This window comes from Nostoc sp. UCD121 (genome assembly GCF_014222285.1).
Lineage (GTDB): Bacteria > Cyanobacteriota > Cyanobacteriia > Cyanobacteriales > Nostocaceae > Nostoc.
On sequence record NZ_JACKZS010000027.1, the window covers coordinates 35671 to 55944 of the forward strand.

The 20274-nt window shown below is 44.9% G+C and carries 16 protein-coding genes and 1 pseudogene; 11 read left to right on the top strand and 6 right to left on the bottom strand.

The genetic code is table 11. The features are described from left to right. Window positions 1-127: 127 nt before the first annotated feature. Window positions 128-3370 (bottom strand): PAS domain S-box protein, encoded by a 3243-nt coding sequence (locus tag GNF10_RS08650; RefSeq protein ID WP_185582912.1) that lies wholly within the window; start codon window positions 3368-3370, stop codon window positions 128-130. A 528-nt stretch (window positions 3371-3898) separates the two neighbouring features. Here GNF10_RS08650 and GNF10_RS08655 point away from each other — a divergent pair. Continuing rightward, complete coding sequence (locus GNF10_RS08655) at window positions 3899-4606, top strand: Crp/Fnr family transcriptional regulator (protein WP_185582914.1); 708 nt, start codon at window positions 3899-3901, stop codon at window positions 4604-4606. 15 nt (window positions 4607-4621) lie between these two features. On the opposite strand, the gene GNF10_RS08660 is transcribed toward GNF10_RS08655, so the two are convergent. Further along, on the bottom strand, window positions 4622-5215 hold the full coding sequence (locus tag GNF10_RS08660; protein WP_185593229.1) for a PAS domain-containing protein: 594 nt from the start codon (window positions 5213-5215) through the stop codon (window positions 4622-4624). Between GNF10_RS08660 and GNF10_RS08665 the strand changes: the two genes are divergently transcribed. The 8 genes from GNF10_RS08665 to GNF10_RS08700 all read left to right on the top strand — a co-directional run bounded on the left by GNF10_RS08665 (window position 5214) and on the right by GNF10_RS08700 (window position 16392). Beyond that, a complete protein-coding gene (locus GNF10_RS08665) occupies window positions 5214-5396 on the top strand; it encodes a hypothetical protein (RefSeq protein ID WP_185593226.1) in 183 nt (60 codons plus the stop codon). The genes GNF10_RS08660 and GNF10_RS08665 overlap by 2 nt on opposite strands. A gap of 492 nt (window positions 5397-5888) precedes the next feature. After that, a complete protein-coding gene (locus GNF10_RS08670) occupies window positions 5889-9332 on the top strand; it encodes a PAS domain S-box protein (RefSeq protein WP_185607140.1) in 3444 nt (1147 codons plus the stop codon). Window positions 9333-9417: 85 nt separating this feature from the next. Next, entirely contained in the window at window positions 9418-10269 is an 852-nt protein-coding gene (locus GNF10_RS08675; protein ID WP_185582920.1) for an STAS domain-containing protein, read from the top strand. Window positions 10270-10279: 10 nt separating this feature from the next. After that, entirely contained in the window at window positions 10280-10693 is a 414-nt protein-coding gene (locus GNF10_RS08680) for an STAS domain-containing protein (RefSeq protein ID WP_185582922.1), read from the top strand. Next, window positions 10680-11078 carry an anti-sigma regulatory factor gene (locus GNF10_RS08685; RefSeq protein ID WP_185582924.1) on the top strand — a complete coding sequence of 133 codons (399 nt, stop codon included), beginning with the start codon at window positions 10680-10682 and terminating at the stop codon, window positions 11076-11078. The genes GNF10_RS08680 and GNF10_RS08685 overlap by 14 nt, the downstream gene beginning before the upstream one ends. Before the next feature lies 1 nt (window position 11079). Next, entirely contained in the window at window positions 11080-12090 is a 1011-nt protein-coding gene (locus tag GNF10_RS08690) for a SpoIIE family protein phosphatase (RefSeq protein WP_185582926.1), read from the top strand. A 116-nt stretch (window positions 12091-12206) separates the two neighbouring features. Beyond that, entirely contained in the window at window positions 12207-14426 is a 2220-nt protein-coding gene (locus tag GNF10_RS08695) for an ATP-binding protein (protein WP_185582928.1), read from the top strand. Further along, window positions 14419-16392, top strand: coding sequence for a response regulator (locus GNF10_RS08700; protein WP_185582931.1), 1974 nt, complete (start codon window positions 14419-14421; stop codon window positions 16390-16392). The genes GNF10_RS08695 and GNF10_RS08700 overlap by 8 nt, the downstream gene beginning before the upstream one ends. A gap of 229 nt (window positions 16393-16621) precedes the next feature. Here the strand turns inward: GNF10_RS08700 and GNF10_RS08705 are convergent, their stop codons facing one another. The 4 genes from GNF10_RS08705 to GNF10_RS08720 all read right to left on the bottom strand — a co-directional run bounded on the left by GNF10_RS08705 (window position 16622) and on the right by GNF10_RS08720 (window position 18167). Next, window positions 16622-16801 carry a hypothetical protein gene (locus GNF10_RS08705; RefSeq protein WP_094351499.1) on the bottom strand — a complete coding sequence of 60 codons (180 nt, stop codon included), beginning with the start codon at window positions 16799-16801 and terminating at the stop codon, window positions 16622-16624. A 128-nt stretch (window positions 16802-16929) separates the two neighbouring features. Further along, window positions 16930-17250: a 2Fe-2S iron-sulfur cluster-binding protein gene (locus GNF10_RS08710; protein ID WP_114080152.1), complete on the bottom strand. Its 321-nt coding sequence runs from the start codon at window positions 17248-17250 to the stop codon at window positions 16930-16932. Window positions 17251-17398: 148 nt separating this feature from the next. Further along, the gene (locus tag GNF10_RS08715; RefSeq protein ID WP_260445994.1) at window positions 17399-17866 is read right to left on the bottom strand and encodes a transposase; all 468 of its coding nucleotides are present in this window, start codon (window positions 17864-17866) and stop codon (window positions 17399-17401) included. A 100-nt stretch (window positions 17867-17966) separates the two neighbouring features. Then, on the bottom strand, window positions 17967-18167 hold the full coding sequence (locus GNF10_RS08720; RefSeq protein WP_260445995.1) for a transposase: 201 nt from the start codon (window positions 18165-18167) through the stop codon (window positions 17967-17969). 485 nt (window positions 18168-18652) lie between these two features. Between GNF10_RS08720 and GNF10_RS08725 the strand changes: the two genes are divergently transcribed. Both GNF10_RS08725 and GNF10_RS08730 read left to right on the top strand, forming a co-directional pair. Continuing rightward, window positions 18653-19048 (top strand): hypothetical protein, encoded by a 396-nt coding sequence (locus GNF10_RS08725; RefSeq protein WP_185582933.1) that lies wholly within the window; start codon window positions 18653-18655, stop codon window positions 19046-19048. A 227-nt stretch (window positions 19049-19275) separates the two neighbouring features. Continuing rightward, a pseudogene (locus GNF10_RS08730) lies at window positions 19276-20172 on the top strand (DUF4351 domain-containing protein). The last annotated feature ends 102 nt before the right edge of the window (window positions 20173-20274 follow it).

Consider the following 20274-nt stretch of genomic DNA (forward strand, 5'->3'; position numbering starts at 1 on the left):
TGAAATATATCTACAATTAGTCATAAATTTGGTATTTTTATCCTTCCACTCATCTAATTTCACATTCTCTATCTACACAAGCGATCGCTCACTGCGGAAATTTCACCGAAGAGAGCAGGATAAGTTGTCATGGGATGATAACCGTTGCGATCGCATCCAGCAGGCATTGCGGGTAGAGCGGTTTTGCCAGATGCGCTTGAAATCCAGCAACGAGGATTTTCTGTCGATTTGTGTCACCGGCATAGGCGGTCAGGGCGATCGCGGGAATATCCCGGTTGAATTGAGGCGGTAAAGCGCGAACCTGACGAATGAAGGTGTAGCCATCCATTTCTGGCATCCCAATATCGCTGATCAGCAGATCGAATTGAGCTTGGGTCAGTAACCGTAGGGCTTCGGTAGCAGAGGAGACTGCCCGCACGGTCGCGCCTTCCTGCTCCAGTACAACCTTAACCAGTTCTAGAGAATCTGCCTCATCATCTACCACTATCGCTCGCAGATTCTCTAAATTCGGCGTTTGATTGTTGAGGTAATCAGGAGCATCGGGACTTGGTATAGGCATTAATGGCAACTGCACCGTAAAGGTTGCCCCAAGCCCTTCGCCGGTACTTACAGCCGTAATGGTGCCGCCATGCGCTTCGACCACCTGACGAGCGATCGCCAGCCCTAAGCCCAATCCGCCAAAAGAACGAGTCGTAGAACTGTCTTGCTGTTGGAATAACTCAAATACATGGGGCAAAAATCCGGGTTGGATGCCCTTTCCGGTATCACTAACTTGAATTTGAGCATAGCGATCGACAGAGGTGAGTTGCACCGTCACCCGTCCCCCTGTAGAGTTGAATTTAATCGCATTCGATAGTAAATTCCAAACCACCTGTTGCAGCCTGTCTGCATCTCCTCTCACCTGCCCTACCGATGGGTCAAGCAACACCTCAAGCTGAATCGCTTTTGCTTCTGCGGCTAAACGAACAGTTTCTAAAGCCGCCGCAATCGGCTCAGATAAATCGATAGCTCCAAAGCTAAGGACGAGTTTGCCACGAATTATCCGAGAGATATCGAGGAGATCCTCAACTAGTTGTGCCTGTTGCTTGGCATTGCGCTCGATCGCGCTTAACCCCTGCTGGAGTTTGTCGGAATTGACAAGGGGTGATTGTAGTAGTTTTGCCCAGCCCAAAATCGGGTTAAGCGGTGTTCGTAGTTCGTGGGAGAGAACAGCCAGAAATTCATCTTTCATACGGTTGGCACGTTCTGCTGCTTCCCGTGCGGCTTGCTCTTGCCGAAGTAGCTGTTCCCGTTGGGCTTCGGCTTGTTTTTGTTGCGTAATATTCAATACCGTGCCACTGAAGCGTAGTGGTTTTCCCATTGCATCATAGTAGGCTTGCCCTTTTGCCCGAAGCCAGCGTTCAGCTTTATCCTCAATGCCGATCGTCCGATACTCAGTGTCATAAAAGCCACCTGATACTGGATTGAGCGCCGCTTGAACAATTTCCTGAAGGCGATCGCGGTCATCGGGATGTAAGCCCTCAAAAAATAACTCAATGCTACTCTCACCATCGGGCGATAGCCCAAACATGGCTTTGCAGCCTGTATCCCATTTCAATTCTCCTGTAATGAGATTCCAATCCCAGGTTCCCAATTGGGCGGAGGTGATTGCCATACGCAAACGGTCTTCATTCTCCCGCAGGGCTTCTTCTGCCTGTTTGCGATCGGTGATGTCAATAACTGACCCGATGTAGCCTTTATAATGACGATCCGCCCCAAACCAGGGACTTGCTGCATCGATCGCCCACCGATACTCTCCGTCCTGACGGCGTAAACGGTATTCTGCTCGAAAGGCTTCGTGACGAGTATTAGAGCTTACAAATGTTTCTTTAGCAAATGCACAATCCTCTGGATGCAACGCGTCCAGCCAACCAAAACCCAGTCCCGTTGCTTCGGTTTGCCCTGTGAATTCGTACCAGCTTTGACTAAGGTAGGTGCAGTATCCGGTGGCATCCGTGACCCAAACCATTACAGGTGCATTATCTGCCATACTGCGGAATCGTTCTTCACTCTGGCGTAGGGCTTCCTCGACTTGAATCTGTTCGGTGATATCTTCACAGACGGTATTAATGCCAATTACGCGATCGCCATCCTTTAACGGCAAGAAGCTTTCTAGCCAGACACGCTGTACTCCTGGTTGTGCTGGAGTTTCCCCCCGAATTTCGACGTTTAGTAGTGCTTCTCCCGTTTCTAAGATCGGGCGCAGCAACTCTTCGGCAGTATCTGCGATGTTAGGTAGCAACTCTCGAATTGTTCGCCCAATGTGTTCCTCTACGGAAAATCCATTGATTTCTGCCAATCGCTGGTTAATCCGCACAAAGCGCAAGTCGGTATCGAGAACGTTCAACCCGATTGGAGCAGACTGGTAGATGGTTTCAATTTCAGCCAGTTGTCTGTGCAAGGTTGTCCGACTTTCTTCTAATTCGGCTTCCAGTTGCTGACGTTCTGTGATATCTGCTGTCATCCCAATCAATCGGGTTAACTGCCCCTGCTGGTCAAACAGCGCACGTCCGCTTTCCTCCAATATTACGATTTGACCATCCGGGCGCACGAATCGATAGGTGATTTTGTAAGTACTGTTCTCAGGTGCAAGTGCCTGTAAGCCTGCCAAAAGGCGATCGCGATCGTCAGGATGGACTCGTTGAAAATAATTAGTACCTGTGTCCTGTTGTGCCGATGACGACCTTAACCCCAGGATGGAAGCAGATTGAGGCGATCGCTTGACCACATCGAGGTTTGGCTGCCACTCAAAGGTAAACATCCAGGCAACTTCCATTGCCAATTGGTTGCGCTCTTCGCTCTCCCGCAGTGCTGTATTTACCTGCTCTAACTGGGCAGTTCGTTCGGCAACGCGCTGTTCTAGTTCTTGGTTAGCGCGTTGTAGGGCGGCTTCCGTCTCTTTTTGCTGGGTCATGTCACGGGCAACGCAGTACATCACTCCTCGGTCAATCTGCGGTGATGCTGTCCATGCCAGCCATCGGTAGCTACCATTCTTCGTCCGGTAACGATTCTCAAAATAGAGCGTTGGTACTCCCGTATTCAACTTCTCCATTTCTCGCAGTGTGGCAGAGTGGTCATCTGGATGCACGAAGTCCAGAAAAGGACTGGCTAAGAATTCTGCTTCTGAGTAACCGAGGGTTTGAGTAAAGACAGAGTTGATCCGTTTAAAGTAGCCATCCAGTCCAATGACCGACAGCAGATCGAGCGATCGCTCAAAGAAAAAGGCTTCTTCAGATGGCGATGCTACATCGCCATCTTCCTGAGTGTTCACGGCTGGGAAGCTTTGCGATTTTAAAGGAGGATCTGCTTCACACAAACGCATTTGCTCCATAATAAATAACTATAGTAGCGGATTTCTACCCAAAATTGCTTACCGCCATTTTGGTTTGGGCCACCCTACATGTAGATTTTATGAAGCCCAGGGGGGCAGAAGCCTTGATTTCTCACAAGTGAGAAATCAAGGAGTGTGGGAGGTGTGGGAGGATGGGGAAGAAATCTGACCCCGCACACTCCGCACACTATGCATGAGAAATCCGGGAGAAGGTGTATGAACTATTCGGCTAACCAAAACGTGGCGAGATTTGACGCGATTGCATAGGAGTGCAGTATATTTATTTGATTGCGTGAAAAAACTCAGTACAACTCAAAAAGCCTTCTTTCCTATTACCTATTGCCTCTTCAATACTGCTAGGTTAAAGGGAAAAGGAGTGGAAGGCATGATATATAAAAGGTTTTTCCCCTTCACCTAAAGCATATTCGATGAAATCCCACGCCGGATAGTGTAACGGAAGTTGCTGCATTATTTATTGTGAAAGTTAGGAGGATCAACAATAGGTAAGAAACAAACTTAAACATAAATATGACTACTGAAAACATTCTACTTGCCGCCTTGCCCCCTGATTTGTACAAGCAGCTCGAAAAAAATATGCAGCAGGTCGAGCTTTCATACGGCGAGATCCTCAACCGACCTGGCGAAACCATAGAAGAAGTCTACTTCCCTCTCACCTGCCTGATCTCAGTCACCATCACCATGATGGATGGCATGACAGTTGAAGCCGGAGTGGTCGGAAGCCGTGAGATGGTCGGAATCAACGCCTTCATGGGCGGTCGGGAAACGACGCAGACTGAGTATATTGTCCAGGTACCGGGAAAAGCGGTAAGAATGAAAGCAGATTTGCTGCTCAATGAGTTCGATACCAATAAGTCGCTGCGCGATGTGATGCTGAAATACACGCAGGCTTATATGGCGCAAATCTCGCAGAACGTTGCCTGCAACCGCCTTCATACTATAGAACAACGCATGGCCCGTTGGCTGCTCGAATCCAGCGATCGTCTCAACTCAGATCAACTGTTCCTATCGCATGAGTTCCTCTCTCACATGCTGGGCGTGCGCCGCGCTAGTATCAGCGAAACCGCCAGTCATTTACAAGACAAAGGTCTAATTCAATACAGCCGAAATCAAATCAAAACCATTGATCGGCAAGGACTAGAAGAGACTTCCTGCGAGTGTTATGGGGTAATCAAACAGGAATACGATCGCTTGCTAAACTTTAAGCTAGAGAAATAATGGATAAAGTTTTTCTCACCTTTCTAACCCTAATAAAGGCTGTTGCGATACATGATGGATGTCGCGCACCATCCAGCGCAAGCCTGTTAACTTACCTTTAACGTCGCGGATACGAGCTACAGTCATAGCAGCCTCAAAAGGCTCACATTTACGGGGCTGTATGTGTAATATCAACTCTTGTACATAGTCACATTCACACTCGTGCATCTGGCTTAGTAGACAACGAAACGCTTGACGTTCTTCTATTGCGATGAAACAGACTAACAGCTTGTTTACCAAAAATCGCTGTTGAAGATTGAACAGTATGGCAGCGGCATGATTAGCTGACTGAATTTTCCCTTGTGTGTCACTCACTAAATAAGCATTTGGGATAAACTCGAATAGGTCTTGGTAGCGCTTGTATTCCTCTCTCAGCCGCGCTTGTACATTTACCAATTTTTGAGTTTGCTCGGACAGTTTCTCTGTAGCTATTTCTAAGGTTTTTGAAGTAGCCTCAAGTTCCTTCAAGGCTGCTAACAGCAAATCAGCTTCTGGCTGTACTGCGGTGTTCGTATCTTGGTACAAATTAGCTAAACACCCTTGTAATGACTGTAATTGCTGGGTAAACATGTCTAGGTTCACGCTCAATTCAGGTGACATCCAAGTTGAAATTCCTGAATACAAGAAAAATTACTCAATTTATAATGGGTTATTTGACGTTGAGAGTCCGTCCGATACCGTACCTATTGAGCGTATAAGCATAATGCTTTTACCAAAGCTCAACAAAAAAAACCGCGATCGCAACAATTAAGTCAGTCTGGCTGAATTACTATAAATACCGCAGCGAAAAGTGTATCGCGTCGTTTTGTAAAAAAATGAACTAGGCTAAAACCCAATACAGTTAAGATAAGCCCAAAATCCTCATGTAGAAACGCGATTTATCGCGTCTTGAAAGACTACACCAATAAAAATACGCAGAAAAACTGTCTGTCGAGATTGGGTGTAAGGTTATAAGATTATAAGAGTTTTTTGACCTATACCCCTTGTCCAAAGCCTTGATTTTGCTCATTGCTTCAGTTAAACCTCATCTATGTTGAAACCTAGAGTTTTTTAAAAGATATATTTATGTAGGTTGGGTGGAGTGAAACGTAACCCAACATTACCACCAAATTTTATGTTGGGTTACGCGATCGCTGCACCCAACCTACAAAACTACGGTTCTCAAGGTAGATGAGGTTTAATAACAGTTTCAGATTTTAGATTTTGGTTCAAAATTATGTGTAGCAAGCCGAACTAAATCATAATGCGTTCTTGGTTAAACAGTACACTTCGCATTCGCTTAGTATTTCTCGTCCTTTTAGCTGTTGTTCCAGCACTAGGATTAATTCTGTATACTGCTTCCGAACAACGGCGTACCGCTACAGCAGAAGCACAAGAACAGACACTACGGCTGGCGAGATTGGCGGCTAATAACCAAAAACAGGTTGTAGAAGGAACCCGTCAACTGCTGATCATATTGGCACAGCTGCCAGTTGTCCGTCAGGGGAATTCAGCAGAGTGTAATCAATTGCTGACCGATATGCTGAAACAACATTCAGCTTATGCGAATTTTGCCGTACTTGATGGTCAAGGAAACCCGATTTGTACTGGGATTGCCTACTCTGGCTCTGTGAATCTCAGAGACCGCAGTTATTTCCAACGTGCTTTGCAAACCCGGAAATTTGTGGTTGGTGATTATCAAATAGATCGCGTCACTAAAAAAGCTACCCTGAATTTTGCTTACCCAATTTTAGACAAGGCAGGGCGAGTGCAAACTTTAGTTGTAGCTGCACTTGATTTAGCTCAGTTAAATCAGTTGGCGGCGCAAGTAAAAATGCCCCAAGGCTCGGTGCTGAGTTTGGTTGACAAGAAAGGAACACTTTTAGTCCGCTATCCCAATACGCAAAATTGGGTAGGCAAATCTTTATCACCAGATGCTTTCGCCAGAATGAAAATCGCTCAGGTTGAGGGAATTGATGAAGTGACTAGCTTTGATGGTGTGCCGCGAATCTTTGCCTTTATTCCTTTGGGCGATAATCCAGTCAACCCCGATGGATATATCAGAATTGGTATTCCCAAGTCTGAAGTTTTTGCTAATGCTGATAGTTTATTATTCAGAAACTTAATTAGTTTAGGTGCAGTTACTTTTTTAGCGATCGCAGCTGCTTGGGTAGGTGGAGATGTATTTTTTCTCAACCAAATACAATCTTTAGTGCAAACAGCCAAGACCTTGGGTGGTGGTCAACTCAACACACGTACTGGAATTTCTTATACATCGGGAGAACTTGGTCAACTGGCGCAAGCGATTGACGAAATGGCCGCAGCACTAGAAGCACGGGAAATGGCGATCGCTTCTTTGAGCCAAAATATGCAAACTTTATTTGAGTTAATTCCCATTGGCATTCTGATCACGGAAGATATGGGATTTAAGGAAGTAAAATCTAACCCAGCACTTGCTGAGATTTTAGGTATCTCGCCTGGAGTTAATCTTTCCTCTACTCCCGTTAATGCCCCGCGTCCATCTTACAAAATTTTGCGGCAGGGAAAGGAACTCTCACCAGAAGAATATCCGCTACGCTATGCAGCTATTCACAATATAGAAGTCAAAGGCACAGAAGTTGATATTGTTCGCGGTGATGGCAGTATATTTAATTTATTTGGTTATGCTGCTCCCCTAGTTGATGAGCAGGGTAATCCCAGAGGAGCGGTAGCTGCATTTTTGAATATTACTGAACGCAAGCAGACAGAAGAACGCACCCGTAAGTTGATGAGTCAGGTGCAACATCAAGCCAATATCTTAAATGCAATTCTCTCTGCCTCAGTGGATCATATTTATATTTTTGATCAGGATGGTCGTTATCAGTATGTCAGTAAAGGCGGCGCTGCGGTTTTAGGTTATCGGCCAGAGGATATAGTCAGTAAAGCTTGGCAAGAACTTGATTTTGCCCCAGAAACGTTTGCGACGATGCGTCGGGTAGACAGCGAACGAAAAACAGTAATGACAACCGGGCAACCCATCAGAGCCGAGATTGAATATAACACTGCTGATGGAATACATTGTTACGAATATATTTTGGCTCCTTTATATAATCCTGAGCAAGCGATCGCAGGTGTAATTGCTATATCTCGTGATATTAGCGATCGCAAGCAAACAGAACAAGCACTGCAACAAAGCGAACAACGCCTCAGAATGGCACAAAGAGCAGGAAAAATTGGGACTTGGGAGTGGGATGTAACTACTGGTGAGGTATCTTGGTCGGAAGGAATCTGGGAGATTTTGGGGTTGGAAATAGGTACAGAAGAACCTGGCGTGAAACCTTGGGTTGATTTTATCCATCCTGACGATCGCCCACAGGTCATGGAAGGAGTAGAAAAAGTATTAGCTGAAGGTAAGGAATATTACGACGAATTCCGCATTGTCCGCAGAGATAATACAGTTATTTGGGTAGCATCGAAAGGGCAAATTATCCGAGATGCAGACGGACAAGCCGAGCGGTTTTTAGGAGTCAACATTGACATTAGCAATCGCAGGCGAGCCGAAGAAGAACGCGAAGAATTACTGCTACGCGAACAAGCTGCACGAGAAGCAGCCGAAAATGCCAACCGCATTAAAGATGAATTTTTGGCGGTGTTGTCTCATGAATTGCGAACGCCGCTAAATCCGATACTCGGCTGGATAACATTGCTGCGGACTCGCCAATTAAGTGAGGAGAAAAAAGCGATCGCTTTAGAAACAATCGAACGCAATGCTAAATTACAAACTCAACTGATTGCTGATTTATTAGATGTATCCCGCATTCTGCAAGGCAAATTAACGCTGAACATTTCTTCAGTTGATTTAGCGGCAACTATTGCAGCTGCCAATGAAACAGTCGCTTTAGCAGCAGAAGCTAAATCGATTCAAATTCACACTGAGATTGCACCAGATGTCCAGCTTTTTATGGGTGATGCTAGTCGCCTGCAACAAGTGGTGTGGAATTTGCTGACTAATGCGGTGAAGTTTACCCCAACTGGCGGCGAGGTAAAAATCAAATTAGAGTCTACTAATACTTGCACTCAGATTCAAGTTAGCGATACAGGCAAGGGCATTACACCAGACTTTTTACCTTACGTGTTTGAAACATTCCGCCAAGCTGATAGTGCCACAACACGCAAGTTTGGCGGCTTGGGATTAGGATTAGCAATTGTCCGGCACATTGTAGAAATGCACGCTGGTACAGTTTACGCAAACAGCAAAGGAGAAGACCAAGGAGCAACCTTTACAGTTAAATTACCACTCATCACTACAGTTTTACAACCAAATCAAAATCAAAATTTACCTAAAATCTCGTTAAATTTGCGCGGTGTGCGGGTGCTGACAGTAGAGGATGAGCAAGATACACGAGAACTACTGGTATTCATGATTGGGCAGTATGGTGCAGAAGTGACAGCCGCCGCATCCGGTCGTGAGGCATTAAAGATATTAAAACAATCTCAGCCAGATATTCTCATCTGCGATATTGCCATGCCAGAGATGGACGGATATATGCTCATTCGTCAAGTAAGAAGTTGGCCAAAAGAACAAGGTGGACAGATAAAAGCGATCGCACTGACAGCTTATGCTGGAGAATCCGATCAAAAACAGGCTCTCGCAGCAGGTTTTCAAAGACACTTATCCAAACCGATTGATCCCGAAGAACTAGTAGAAGCGATCGCTAGTTTAATCTAAGCTGCCAACGAACGACTTTCGCGTTGGTCGGAATCAGCATACACTGATTTTGGACTAATCAAAGTGGTTGCCCTTAATAGGAACAATGAGCGAAAGTAAGATACCAGAGATCCTGGAAACCTTCGAAGTCGACTTGCTATCAGAGTGGACTCAGGAGTTAGCCACTATCAATATTCGCAGAGGCTTGATTAAAGAAGCCGAGCTAAAGGAGGAGTGCCGGGAATTCCTGAGCTTGTTTCGGATCGCTCTTGGGCATGGCAAGTTGACCAATATTCAGGCAGCGGCGTGGCAAGAGATGCGGGAAATACTAAGTAGCATTTCTCGATCGCGATCGCAAAAAGGCTTCACACCAGCAGAAACAGCTACATTCGTCTTTTCCTTCAAGCAACCCCTCTTCAACCGAATGCGTCAGCAATTGCAAGACCCCATTGAGTTGGGTGAAGAGATTTGGTTAGCCACCAACTTACTGGATCAGCTGGGATTGCTAACAGTTGAAGTATATCAAAAAGCGCGGGAAGAGGTGATTTTGCGACAGCAGGAAGAGTTGATGGAGCTGTCTACCCCAGTGATTAAACTCTGGGACGGAATTTTAGCATTACCCATTATCGGCACCCTGGATAGTGCCCGCACGCAAATGATGATGGAGTCGTTGTTGCAGAAAATTGTTGAAACCGGGTCAGAAATTGCCATTATTGACATTACCGGGGTTCCCACCGTGGATACCCTCACCGCTCAACATCTGCTCAAGACCGTTACTGCTGCCCGTCTTATGGGAGCCGATTGTATGATTAGTGGTATTCGTCCTCAAATTGCCCAAACGATCGTTTATCTCGGCATTGATTTGACTAATATCACAACGAAGGCAACCTTAGCCGATGCCTTTCTCACAGCGTTAAAACGTTTGGGAGCGACCATTACCCGCTCTCAACCCAAATAGGTAGGAACCAATGGAACACATTCCTATACTCAAAATGGGTAATTTCCTGCTGGTGACGATCCAAGTGGATATGCACGATCGCCTTGCCATGACGCTACAGGATGACTTGACTAACCGCATCGTTCAAACTCACGCTCACGGTGTCTTGATCGATATTTCTGCATTAGATATTGTTGATTCCTTCATTGGTAGGGTTTTAGGCAACATTGCCAGAATGTCACAGGTGCTGGATGCCCAAACAGTTGTTGTTGGGATGCAGCCTGCTGTGGCAATTACGCTGGTAGAATTGGGGCTGTCGCTGACGGGCATTCGCACTGCCTTAAATGTAGAAAAAGGAATGGCATTGTTGCGATCGCCACTCAATGAAACCACAAATCAGGTCGCTGCCACCAAATGGAGTGCAGATGGCGATGCAGAAGACTGAAACAATCAACATTCAATCTTCTGGTGATGTAGTCTTAGTTCGGCAAGCCGTGCGCCAGTTGGCCGTGGAGATTGGCTTTGGCTTAGTAGACCAAACTAAAATTGTGACCGCCGCCAGTGAGTTAGCCCGCAATACCCTAGACTATGGGGAAGGTGGCACAGTAAAACTAGAAACGCTTCAGGAAGGGAGACGAAGAGGACTCCGGCTGACCTTTGAAGATTGGGGACCGGGCATTGCCGATATTGAACTGGCGCTGAAGGATGGGTTTACCACGGGTAGCGGATTGGGTATGGGATTGAGCGGTGCTAAACGACTTGCTAACGAGTTTGAGATTCAGTCTGCGGTGGGAGAAGGAACACGGGTAATAATTGTACGATGGAAATAAAATGAGAGAATCTGTCGCCATTACAATTACTGAATCTAGCCAGACCGGGGAAGCGCGACGGGTAGCGATCGCTTTGGCAACTCGGCTCGGCTTTCAGGAAACGCAACGGGGCAAGGTTGGCATTGTGGTGACAGAGATTGCGAACAATCTGATCCAGCACGGTCAGGGTGGAGTGTTGTTGCTAAGATTGCTCGAACACGATTCAGCAATCGGTATTGAAGTCTTATCGCTAGATAAAGGACGGGGAATGGTTGATGTGGATGAGTGTTTGCAAGATGGCTTTTCCACAGGCGGAACTTTAGGCAATGGACTGGGCGCAATTTCTCGCCTCTCTGGTTTATTAGAAATTTACTCCATTCGTAACCAAGGGACAGCGCTCCTTGCTCACCTCTGGTCAGACTCAACACCCCATCCGCCGGATAAGACCTTAGAAATTGGGACGATTTGTTTGCCCAAACGAGGCGAGGAGGTTTCAGGAGATGCCTGGGCATATCAAGTTGATCGTTGCCGCAGCCTGTTGCTAGTAGCCGATGGCTTAGGGCATGGGCCTGCGGCAGCTACTGCTTCCTCAAAAGCCGTAAGAATTTTTCAAGAACACAATCGCTCTCCTGCTGCGATCGTCGAAGCTACCCACGCCGCCTTGCGAAGTACGCGAGGAGCAGCACTCGCCATTGCTGAAATTGACTTTGAACAACAGTCTGTCCGCTTTGCCGGCATTGGTAATATCGCTGCCAGCATTTTCTCCTTTACTGAACGCCACCATCTGATATCTAACAACGGTACAGTGGGACATGAAATCCGCAAAATTCAAGAGTTTAGCTATCCCTGGTATGCCAACGGACTTTTAATTATGCATTCTGACGGATTAGAAACTAAGTGGCAGCTCGATCGCTATCCAGGCTTGAGTCAAAAACATCCCAGTCTGATTGCAGGTGTCTTATACCGAGATTTTAATCGAGACCGGGACGATGTGACAGTGTTAGTGGCTAAAGGAATGGGAAATAATTCGTAATACCTCGACTTCGCTCGGCACAAGTTCGTAATTCGTAATGACGCTCCTGCGTCGCTAATGTAATTCGTAATTAAAGATACGAAAGAAAGTGCAATTTTGAATTGGAGGGAAGCGACTTGACAACTATTTTCACCCTCGAAATCCAGTACGAACAGGATGTTGTGCAAGCTCGGCAGCGAACTCGTGAGATCGCCGAGCAATTGGGCTTTGATGCCCAAGATCAGGCACGATTGGCAACGGCAGTTTCAGAAATTGCCCGTAACGCCTTTCAGTATGCCAGAGGTGGAACCGTTGAATTTTCTGTGGCAGGAGAGCCTCAAGCGTTTCTGATTCAGATTCAGGATTCGGGTAGTGGCATTCCTCATCTGGAAGACGTTTTGGCAGGACGCTACACCTCTAACACCGGGATGGGGCTAGGCATCATGGGTAGCCGCAAGCTGATGGATTTCTTTGAGATGGAATCGCTGCCGGGACAGGGAACAACGGTGGTGATGAGTAAAAGGTTGTCAAAGCGCACACCTAATTTCACTGATTTGCAATTGCAGCAGATTCGAGAAAGTGTAATGGAGCGATCGCCCCAAAATCCATATCAAGAGATCCAGCGACAAAATCAGGAGTTACTGCGGGCAATGGCAGAGTTACGGAAGCGGGAGGAAGAACTGACCCAGCTAAACCGAGAACTGGAAGATACCAATCGCGGTGTGGTTGCCCTCTATGCAGAATTGGATGAAAAAGCAGACTCTCTGCAAAAAGCAAACGAGCTAAAAACCCGCTTTCTCTCGAACATGAGCCATGAGTTTCGTACACCGCTTAACTCGATTCTGTCCCTATCTCGGATGCTGCTGGCCCGGATGGATGGTGATTTGACGGTCGAGCAAGAAAAGCAGGTAACATTTATTCAAAAGGGGGCGAGCGGATTATCAGAACTGGTCAACGATTTGCTGGATTTGGCAAAGGTGGAAGCTGGAAAAATTGAAGTGCGTCCCAGTTTCTTTGAAGTTAGTGATTTGTTTGCCACACTGCGGGGAATGCTGCGCCCATTATTGGTTCAAGACTCCTCTGTCGCACTAATTGTCGAGGAACCTGAAGGCATTGGGCAGATATATAGCGATGAGGGCAAAGTCGCGCAAATTCTGAGAAACTTTATCTCCAATGCCCTCAAATTTACCGAGCAGGGAGAAGTGCGTGTAACCGCTGTGCAAAGGGGTCATACCGTGACTTTCTCCGTGTCTGATACGGGCATTGGCATTGCTCCAGACGATGTGGAGCGCATTTTTGAGGATTTTGTCCAAATTGAGTCTTCTCTGCAAAAGCAGGTGAAGGGAACCGGGTTAGGATTACCGTTATCGCACAAGCTAACGGAGCTACTGGGCGGCAGCATTTCAGTTACAAGTAAGCTGGGTGAAGGTTCTACATTTACGGCATTGATTCCGATTGTCTACCCTTATGCAACCGAATTTCCTACCCTACTGCAACCGATGACTGACGGTCGGTCGGAGACCATCATATCACTTGAACCAACTCGCCTGCCAATTCTGGCAGTTGAAGATCATCGGGAAACACTATTTATTTACGAAAAGCACCTTCAGGAGTCAGCCTATCAATTAATTGCTACCCGCACTTTAGCTCAGGCTAGGCTTGCTTTACAACAGCTTCAACCGGCGGCGATTATGCTCGATATTATGCTAGAAGGGCAAAACGGCTGGACGTTCTTGCGAGAAATCAAAGGAGATGAAACCACCCGCAGCATACCTGTACTAGTTATTACGATCATTGATAACGAAAAGCAAGCACTAGCGCTAGGAGCCAACGGTTTTTTAATTAAGCCGGTAGACAGATTGCAGTTGTTGAATAAACTTAATACGCTAATTAATCAGAACAAGCCTCAAAAAATCTTGTTAATTGATGATGACCCTGCCTATCGGTATTTGGTGAAGCAGTTGTTAATAAATACACAATTGAGTATTTTAGAAGCCATGAACGGATGGGAAGGATTAAATTTAGCACAACGCGAGCAACCGACTGCGATCGTCCTTGACTTGGAGATGCCAGAGTTGAGTGGGTTTGATGTACTCAACCAGCTTAAAAGCAATCCTGTCACTCAGTCGATTCCTGTAATCATCTACTCATCAGCACAACTTGATGCAGAAACTCAGAGCCGATTAGCAAAAAAAAGCATCGCCATTCTTTCCAAAGAAACAGGCTCTCAAACCGCAACGATGGGCTATGCTTCGCCTTTTTTGCAGAACACTCCGGGTACGGCGAACGCCCAACTTCAAGATGCACTGATCAAAGCTGGGCTTGTTCTAGATCATTCTGGGCAAAGTCATGTCTGAGCCACGGGTTATCATCCTGCATGTTGACGATAACGAAGCCAATCGTTACATCGTCACCCGGATTTTGCAAAATGCAGGCTTTACCGTCATGGAAGCGGCAACGGGAGTAGCAGGATTAAAGGCAGCTAATGAACATCAACCGGCTCTGGTGATTTTGGATGTCAAATTACCAGATATTAACGGCTTTGAAGTCTGTCGCCAAATTAAGGCAAATCCCGAAACTGCTTTTATTCCCGTGCTACACCTTTCTGCAAGTTTTGTCCAAAGCCAGGATAAAGCAGAGGGCTTAGACAGTGGAGCCGATGCTTATCTGGTGCAACCTGTTGAACCCATTGAACTGCTGGCAACAGTGCGATCGCTGCTGCGAATTCGACAAGCCGAGGAAGCTGCTTTCTCCTCAGCACGAGAGTGGCAAACTACCTTTGACTCTATCAAGGACAGCGTATGTCTGGTAGACACAGAAGGTATAATTCTGCGCTGTAATCTAGCGATGACGCAGCTTTTTTGCAAGCCCTCCCACCAAATATTAGGTTGTGTTCACTATGAGTTGATGGGCGCAGAATTGGGAATTGGTGATGGTGCTTGCTTTCGTCGGGCGAAAGAAACTCACCAACGGCAAATTCTAGAATTTCAGTCCACAGAACGCTGGTTTGCCAAAACCATCGACCCAGTATTTGATGGGCATGGGACTCTCACAGGTGCCGTTTTCATCCTGTCCGATATCACCGAACGAAAACGAGCATCAGCGTTGCTGCAAGAACAGAACGATCGCCTCAATCAGCTAATGATTTCTTTGCAGCAACAAACTGAACAAGCACAGCAAGCCAATCGGATTAAAGATGAGTTTCTGGCAGTACTGTCTCATGAATTGCGATCGCCCCTGAATCCGATTTTGGGATGGGCAAAAATTTTGCAAACGAGTCAGCAGGACGCAGCCAAAACTCAGTATGCACTCGAAACGATCGAGCGTAACGCTAAACTGCAAGCGCAACTAATTGAAGATTTGCTCGATGTATCGCGTATTCTCCAAGGCAAGTTGAGTTTGCATACAGTTCCAGTTGGTCTAACTTTTACCATCAAAGCTGCTCTGGAAACCGTGCGGCTAGCTGCTGAAGCTAAATCTATTCAGATTAAAACAGTATTTGAACCGAACGTTGGGCAAGTGTTGGGTGATTCTGGTCGTCTCCAACAGGTTGTTTGGAATCTACTTTCCAACGCGATTAAATTTACCTCACAGGGTGGTCAAGTAGAGGTGCGGTTAGAAAGGATCAAGAATGAACTAGATACTCATCCTTCGGAATACACTCAAATCTCTGTCAGCGACACTGGTATGGGAATCTCTGCTGACTTTCTGCCTTATGTCTTTGATTACTTCCGCCAAGCCGATGGGACAACAACCCGAAGATTTGGAGGATTGGGATTAGGGTTAGCGATCGTGCATCATTTGGTTGAATTGCATGGCGGAACCGTTCAGGTAACAAGCCCTGGAGAAGGTCAAGGAGCAACTTTTACAGTCAAGTTTCCACCAATCGCTGCGGAAAAACTGAATCAAGATGATACTGCATTTTATAATGGCTCAGACTTCAATCTGAATGGATTGCAAGCGCTGCTTGTAGATGATGACAGAGATTCACGAGAATTCATCGCCTTTCTGCTAGAACAGTATGGGGCGCAAGTGACTGAAGCTGAATCAGCACATGAAGCTTTAAGTACTTTGGAGCAAGCAAAATTTGATTTGCTAATCAGTGATATTGGTATGCCCGATATGGATGGCTACACACTAATTCGTCAAATTAGAAAGCAGCCGTCTGACCAAGGCGGAGAAATTCCAGCGATCGCCCTTACCGCTTATGCAGGAGAGATCGATCAACAATTGGCACTAGCAGCCGGATTTCAACAGCATATTTCTAAACCAATTGAGCTAGAGGTACTAATGCAGGCTATTTTGACTATAGTCAGGGTATAGCAACGATTGGTGAAAAATTCCAGCTATCTCTACCTCAACTTCACACTTGCGATCGCATCCAAACAGACCTAAGTGAAACAAGTCAGTTTTTCGGGTGGTTTCACTCTTCTACTTCCGAGCTTTTAGTTTTTACACCCACAAAGAGGGGAAGCAGAATCCCCTCATTTATCGGGGAATTTAGGGGTATCTAAAATTTTTGCTACCGACAAGAGGACTTTTCAAACATCCTCTAACTCTTAACTGTCGTGACAACGGCTTCAACTGTAGCTTTTTGTTCGTCAGCATCCACAGAAGTAACTGCCCAACGCAGAGGTTCGCCTTGTTTCTTTAACTCTGTTTCAATTACTTCTAGTAACTCTGCGGGAGTTTCTTGTAAATCAATTTCTGCGGTAATAAAATGAGTTGTCATTTTGGTAAATCCTGTTAATTTGTAGTTTCTATAATAGCTGACTTCATCGGCGATGAAATACTTATGTAACTTATCAGATTTGGTAATCTGAGCGAACAGTTATTCAGTTATGAATAACTGTTCGCTGATTATTTGCCTTTGCCAAATTGTAACTGATAAACTACATCTTCCTTTTCTGTCTGAAGTTTTAAATCAGAAAGGGGTTTGGCAACACAAAGCAATACATAACCTTGCTTTTGTAAATCTGGACTAACGCCCATACCATCAGTTTGATCTACAGTTCCCTCAGATAGTTGACCGGCGCAAGTTGTACAAACACCTGCATTGCAAGAACTCGGCAATTCCAAACCAGCAGCCTCGGCAACTGATAAGATGGTTTCATTTTCAGGAACTTGCAAGGTATGAATTTTGCCTTGGTGATCAATTTCTACGGTGTAAGTTTTGGGCATATACAAAAGAAGCGTGATGCAACGGACAAATGTATTAGTTTATCTGAATTAGTTAAAAATATCCAGATGTTACTATAAAAGTTTAGGTTAAAGAGAAAAAATTATAGCAACTAATTGTGAATAAGTTATAGATTAGTAACATTATTTACTATACCCTTGTTTCAGGCTTGGACTTCGGTCGATATTTCTTACAAAACTGGCGATATCTAGCAGCGCACTCTTCCAAGGTTCTCCCCAATAGCAAAAACGCTGAATGCCATTGAGTGATACCATCATTACTCAAACGGTCATGAGTGCCATAATTGCTGAAGTCGTAGAAAAATCCCTGCTGTATTCCTGCTGCTTTCGGGTTAGCGTGGATATATCGCAGAGTATTTAACGCCCGACGTTGGTCTGTATTGGCAAAACCTGTACTGTGATAGCGTTTTTCCCAAAAACTTGTGGTGAGCGAAGTCGAACCATGCCCCGTGCGGTTGAGCATTCGGTTAAAACACATAGCAGTATACCAATTCAACCAGTGCATAATTTTCGGTAAATCTTCTGGCTGTTTGGGTTCCAGCAGATAATGCACATGATTGCTCAGAGGATGTTTTAAAAGTTCTTTGGTCGGTAGCAAAACGTTTTAGATCCCCCTAAATCCCCCTTTTTAAGGGGGACTTTGATTCCGGTTCCCCCCTTTTGAAGGGGGGTTAGGGGGGATCTAGAAGTACCTAAAATTATAGCCGACCACTTTTAAAACATCCTCTCATAATGCACAAAGCATAAAGCTTAAATTGATATTTCTCCTGTGCCTTCTTGATGGCATACAGAAAGACTTCGCGGTATTCTAAGCGCGTTAGGCGAAATTCGCGGTTATTGCAGCGAGCCGTGATGTGATAGCAAAGACCTGATTGTAAATTGCGTTTTGGGCGAGACATGAAAAAAATCGTTAAAATACCACGCTTGCTATATATAATGCACTCACCAACAAACTTTAGTCATCAATGTTATAAGGTTGACTCTTAAGGTTACAGCATTAAGCCTTAGAGCTAGAACATTAAGGCTTAAGGTTATAACATTAAGGCTTAAAGTTATAACATTAAGGCTTAAGCTTATAACATTAAGGCTTAGAGCTAGAACATAAAGGCTTAAGCTTATAACATTAAGGCTTAGAGCTAGAACATAAAGGCTTAAGCTTACAACATTAAGGCTTAAAGTTAAAGCGATCGCAGTTGACATAGAATACAGACTATTTGTAACGGCACAGCAATGCTTAACTGAAAATCAACCTTTGATGATTAAATTCCGAGAAATCACGGACATAAATAAAAACTTTTACTAAAAAAAATGCGCTTTTTGCTGAACTAGAATCCAGGTTAATTGAGACACAATAGCTGTGTAAAGCTATTAAAGGTGCAAATTTATGTCTCGAAGAAAACGTAGTTCCCGGATTTTAGAAAAAGCTGAGTTTAGAGTTGCCGGGCTAAAAGCTATCGATCCAAAGATCAATTTTGATGATACTCACAACTTGCAAAACCTGACTCAATTAATAGACAATTTTCACAATATGCTTGATGAGTATAACGCTGCTATAGCTATGATTGACTCTTCTAGAAACAAGCTGGATGAGATGGAAAAAACCTTAAGTCAGGTTTCAGACAAAATGCTGACTGGGGTTGGTTTCAAGTACGGCAAAAACAGCAAGGAATATGAACTTGCAGGCGGCGTTAGAGACAGCGAACGTATCCGTAAAAGCAGATTGACACGTTTGAAATCTAATACAGATAAAACATCACTGGAAAATGCAATAACCGCCTAGTACCGCAAGGCGAAAGTCAAAAGTTAACACTGAGCGAAGTCGAAGTGTCAAAAGGCTTATAAAATCTGCTTTTAACTTTTTTAAAATGGTATCCGTGAAAATTAAAGGTGTCTAGCAGATCCCCGACTTCTCAAAGGAGTCGGGGATCTATTTCATCAGGAATGATTCAGGACTGCTATATAATAAGACTTTACATTAACCCAGAACTTCCGAAATATTAAAATTGAATGACCAGGTTTATCCATGATAAATTTGCCAAAGACTATCTAGAAGAATTATTAAAAAATTACGGAGAAGTCAAGGCATCAGAAAAAGTCTCAGGAGAGATTAAAGAAATAGATGTTTTATTCACTCCTGCCAAACAGCAAAGCTCTAATATACAAATACTGGGTTTGCTAGGAAGATTTGCCGAACAGCCTGCAATTATAGAACCCTACCGCAATCCAGCTTCTACCGATGAAATCTGCGACTGTATTCTCAAATTATTAGAAATTAAGGCTTTCTTACGACGAGAAGCTAAAGCCAATAAAACCAAACTTCAGGACTCCGAAATTCCCAAATTGTGGGTTCTTACACCTACCATATCTGAAACTAGATTGTCTAGCTTTGGAACTATGCAAAAAGCAGGTTGGTTATCAGGAGTGCATTTTCTGCCAGATGCGTTGCGAACAGCAATTGTAGCGATACACCAACTACCCCAAACACCAGAGACATTATGGTTGAGGCTTTTAGGTAGGGGAAGCGTTCAGTCACAAGCGATTATCGAGTTGCAAGCGTTACCATTAGATCATCCATACTAAAAAGCAACTCTTGAATTAGTTTACAACTTGCGCGAAAACTTGAGAGTAAACCAAGAATTAGAAGCAGATGATAGGGAGTTAATTATGCGATTAGAACCACTTTATCAAAGAGACAGAGAACAAGCTGTACAGGAAGGAAATAAACAAGGAGAACAACGTTTAATTACACGTCAACTCAATCGCCGTATTGGTGAAATTGATACGTCATTAATCGAGCGAATTCAAGGTTTATCGATTGAACAATTAGAGAATTTAGGAGAAGCATTATTAGACTTTTCTAACGTCGCTGATTTAGAAACTTGGTTAAACCAACAATCAATCTAATTCATTATTACTACACCTGAGAAATCGAATTATTACCCCCCTTATAAAGGGGGGAAACAATAAAATCCGGTTCCCTCACCTTTATAAGGGGAGGGTTAGGGT